The 4,058-nt window shown below is 44.8% G+C and carries 5 protein-coding genes; 2 read left to right on the forward strand and 3 right to left on the reverse strand.

What is annotated here, in order from left to right; translation table 11 throughout:
* Positions 1–52 precede the first annotated feature (52 nt).
* Positions 53–472, reverse strand: a complete 420-nt coding sequence (gene cymR, locus GRP75_RS20405) for a cysteine metabolism transcriptional regulator CymR (protein ID WP_013311532.1) — start codon at positions 470–472, stop codon at positions 53–55.
* Positions 473–776: 304 nt separating this feature from the next.
* Between cymR and mnmA the strand changes: the two genes are divergently transcribed.
* Both mnmA and GRP75_RS20415 read left to right on the forward strand, forming a co-directional pair.
* Positions 777–1,898, forward strand: a complete 1,122-nt coding sequence (mnmA, locus tag GRP75_RS20410; protein WP_023989910.1) for a tRNA 2-thiouridine(34) synthase MnmA — start codon at positions 777–779, stop codon at positions 1,896–1,898.
* A 402-nt stretch (positions 1,899–2,300) separates the two neighbouring features.
* A complete protein-coding gene (locus GRP75_RS20415) occupies positions 2,301–3,131 on the forward strand; it encodes a PPK2 family polyphosphate kinase (RefSeq protein ID WP_025723903.1) in 831 nt (276 codons plus the stop codon).
* Between the two features lie 115 nt (positions 3,132–3,246).
* Here GRP75_RS20415 and crcB (GRP75_RS20420) read toward each other — a convergent pair whose 3' ends face one another.
* Together crcB (GRP75_RS20420) and crcB (GRP75_RS20425) are read right to left on the reverse strand one after the other, a co-directional pair.
* Positions 3,247–3,603: a fluoride efflux transporter CrcB gene (gene crcB, locus GRP75_RS20420; protein WP_075154632.1), complete on the reverse strand. Its 357-nt coding sequence runs from the start codon at positions 3,601–3,603 to the stop codon at positions 3,247–3,249.
* Positions 3,600–4,001, reverse strand: coding sequence for a fluoride efflux transporter CrcB (crcB, locus tag GRP75_RS20425; RefSeq protein ID WP_075154633.1), 402 nt, complete (start codon positions 3,999–4,001; stop codon positions 3,600–3,602). Before crcB (GRP75_RS20425) ends, crcB (GRP75_RS20420) begins: the two co-directional genes overlap by 4 nt.
* Positions 4,002–4,058: the final 57 nt, after the last annotated feature.

Consider the following 4,058-nt stretch of genomic DNA (forward strand, 5'->3'; position numbering starts at 1 on the left):
ATAGGAGTCGATGCGGCATGATCCAGATAAATTCTGTTCATGTTAATCCACCTCAAATATAGAACATGTAATTGTCCAATTCATCATGTTCTTGGTATGTGATCAAGTCCTTAAGTGTAGTAGAATCCAACACTTCAGCGATGCTGTCACGAATCCGCAGCCACAGCTGACGTTTTGCCGGATCGTCTTCTTCCGTGAAATCGACCGGAGATATCGGACCTTCCAGTACACGAATGATGTCTCCCGCTGTTACTCCTGCCGGTTCATTCGCCAAAATATAACCGCCGTAAGCACCACGGATACTTTTTACCAAACCTGCATTACGCAAAGGCGCGATGAGCTGTTCCAGATAATGCTCTGACAACTGATTTTTTTCGGCAATACTTTTCAAAGAAGTTGGACCTTCGCCAAACCTAGCTGCAAGTTCCATCATAATGGTCAGGCCATAACGGCCCTTCGTTGATATTTTCAATTGTGCCACCTCACTTATAGTAACAATTCCGTTAAACACGCGGAATAACTGGTGTTGTAAACCTCTCTATTCCGATCCTAACCCTCAGCTTATGTTAACATATTAGGGCAGGTAAAGGGAAACATTACGGTAACAATCTTAAAAAAAGTTGCTTTCGAGCGATTTGGAACAGCTTTAGCCCATTTTATATAGCTTTCTTCCATCGTTCGCCGTGTCGTTTGATCGTCCAAACATCGTATCTTATTATCGTTTATGTTACAATAGGTGGGTTCTACAACAATATTGAAAGAATTGGGTGATGACCATGGCTAAAGCCAATCATGAAACCCGTGTCGTCGTCGGGATGTCCGGTGGCGTCGACTCATCCGTTACCGCGCTGCTGCTGAAGGAGCAGGGCTATGACGTAATCGGCATCTTCATGAAAAACTGGGATGACACGGATGAATTTGGCCGTTGTACGGCTGAGGAGGATGCGGAGGATGTGCGCCGCGTCTGTGAACAGATCGACATTCCTTACTATACCGTCAATTTTGAGAAAGAATACTTCGATAAAGTATTCTCCTATTTTCTTGATGAATATAAAGCTGGACGCACACCCAACCCGGATGTCATGTGTAACCGTGAAATTAAATTCGGCGAGTTTCTAAATAAAGCGCTGGATTTGGGAGCAGATTATGTTGCTACTGGACATTATGCACGGGTTGTGGAAGAAGACGGCCACTTTACTTTGCTGCGAGGTGTGGATAGCAACAAGGATCAGACTTATTTCCTAAATGCATTAAGCCAAACACAGTTGTCCCGAGCGATGTTTCCCATCGGTCATCTGCCGAAACCAGAAGTACGTAAAATTGCGGAAGCTGCGGGACTGTATACGGCCAAGAAGAAAGACAGCACAGGCGTATGCTTTATCGGCGAGCGTAATTTCAAGGAGTTTCTGAGTGGATATCTGCCTGCAAAAGGTGGAGACATGGTGGATATCGCTACTGGTGAAGTCAAAGGACGTCACGATGGTCTGATGTACTATACACTGGGTCAACGACAAGGCTTGGGCATTGGCGGATCGGGTTCAGGCGAACCGTGGTTTGTAGCGGATAAGGATCTGGAGAAGAATATTCTGTATGTGGTACAAGGTGATCGTCACCACAGTCTGTATTCTACCAGCCTGATTGCAACGGACGTGAACTGGATTGAAGGCGCAGATACTCGTCCGACCAGCGAATTCCGTTGCACAGCCAAGTTCCGTTATCGCCAACCTGATCAGCAAGTAACTTTACAATGGCTTGCGGATGGAACCGTGCATGTCATATTCGATGTACATCAAAAGGCCATTACGCCTGGACAAGCTGTTGTATTTTACGACGGGGAACGCTGTCTGGGTGGCGGAACCATTGATAAGGTTGAAAAACTTCAGCCTGAAACAGTTTAAATAAAATGACCATTTTGCATTGATATAGCAGGGAATTAAAAAAGTCGTCTCTCCAGATTTGGGAGGCGACTTTTTTAATGAAAGATGTTTTTAGTAATGGCTTGTAAAGAATTGATAATCTGCTCTTTATGATGTCTGTCATGCTGGACAAACATTCCTTGCAAAAATTTTCCATGGTGTATGCACGTCCCTTTTTTAATCCATTGGTATGCTTCCCATTTTAAAATAGGAACCGTCATATTTAAATAAGATCGCTACAAGGGACTTCTAACTTCTTCCCTATGTAATCCTTTTCGAATTAACTTGAAAGACCATTAATACATAAGGAACTTTTGATAACATCCTCATTTGGGTATATGATGTAGACAAGATCATACTTCAATTGAAAAGGAGCGTGCCTTTATGTCTGATTCATTAGGAATGCTGACACCGGGTAAAAAAGTTTCTTTGAAAGAATGGGACCCCAAGGATACGAAGAATATCAAAAATAAAGAAGAAATCCGACAGGAAACAGATCAATTGAAGGAACGCTTCACGGAATTACAAAGCAAATTATTTACAGAGAAAAAACAATCCGTTTTGTTTGTATTTCAGGGTATGGATTGCAGCGGCAAAGATGGCGTCATCAAACAGGTATTTTCCAACCTTAACCCTGCGGGGGTGACTGTGCACAGCTTTAAATCACCTACGGCTGAGGAATTGAGTCATGATTTCTTATGGCGTGCTCATAGCGTTACCCCAGGACGTGGATATATTGCAGCATTTAACCGTTCTTATTACGAGGATGTGCTGATTACACGTGTTCACGGACAGATATCCGATAAGCAGGCCAAACGGAATATTAAGCATATCAAGCATTTTGAACAGTTGTTGCTGGATAATGGTGTAAAGGTGGTTAAAATCTTTTTACATATTTCAAAGCAATTTCAGTTAGAAAAGCTGATCGACCGGATTGAAAAGCCTCACAAAAACTGGAAACTCGATCCAAGTGACTTGCAGGAACGAAAATTTTGGAAGCAATATACCCAGTATTATGAGGATGTATTAGAGCTAAGCGCAACCAAACAAGCTCCTTGGTATGTCGTTCCTTCAGACAACCGTTGGTATAGGGATTATACTGTGCTACGGATTGCCGTCCAAACGCTGGAGGAAATGAAGTTGTCTGATCCTGATCCAAGACCTGAACTTGAATCCCTTTTACCTGAATTGTACAAAGAACGAGATAAAAAATAGCTGTATAGGTACAGCACTAAGCTTCCGAAACCTTATCACGGCTGAAAATGCCTTGAGTACGGGATTGGAAGCTTTTTATTGCATTTTTACGTGTTATTTCGAAAATGTATAAAGCTTAACTGACTCTGTACCCGATAGCCGCAGCTACAACTCCTACCACGACAGAGGACAGTACATACATAGCCATGCGTCGGTATTCTTTACGCTCCATCAGTTGAAGAGATTCATAGCCAAATGTGGAAAAGGTGGTGTAGCCGCCACAAAAACCTGTTCCTAGCAGCATCCAGAGTGCAGGAGACAAATGGTTTTGCGTAAACTCGCCATAGAGCCAGCCTAGCAGCAATGAACCGCTGACGTTAATGATCCACGTCCCCCACGGAAATGCGGTACCAAACCTCTTTCCGGCCCACATGCCAAGCCCGTATCTCGCCAGTGTACCCACGATACCGCCTGCCGCTGCCCACCAGATCATAAGCGTTCCTCCTTGGGAGCAGCCTGCGTCATTTTTGAACCTAGGCGGATACCTATCCATGTCAAAAACAGCCCTCCGCCTACGCTAAGCAGCAGGTACAACACAGCCGTCAGCATACGATCGTGAACCGTGAGGCGGACAGCATCCACTGCAAAGGTGGAAAAGGTGGTAAAGCCCCCTGTAAAGCCTGTTCCGATGGCAAGTCGCAATCGCGGCTTGATCCGCCATGATCGCAAGGTTACCGTAAAGAACCAACCCAGAAACAGGCAGCCGATCCAATTGATTAGCAGCACACCAAGTGGAAAATCCGCACCCGCCGCAGGCAACAGCGATTGCAGGCCATAACGGGTAGAGGTTCCAAGCGCTCCGCCCGCGGCAACGAATAGCACGTCTTTCATCTTCTTATCCCCTTCTTCGCTCTTGCACGATCATGGTGTAACGTGACTATTTCGTAC

It is taken from the genome of Paenibacillus sp. OT2-17 (assembly GCF_009827695.1).
In the GTDB taxonomy this organism is placed as follows: Bacteria; Bacillota; Bacilli; order Paenibacillales; family Paenibacillaceae; genus Paenibacillus; species Paenibacillus polymyxa_B.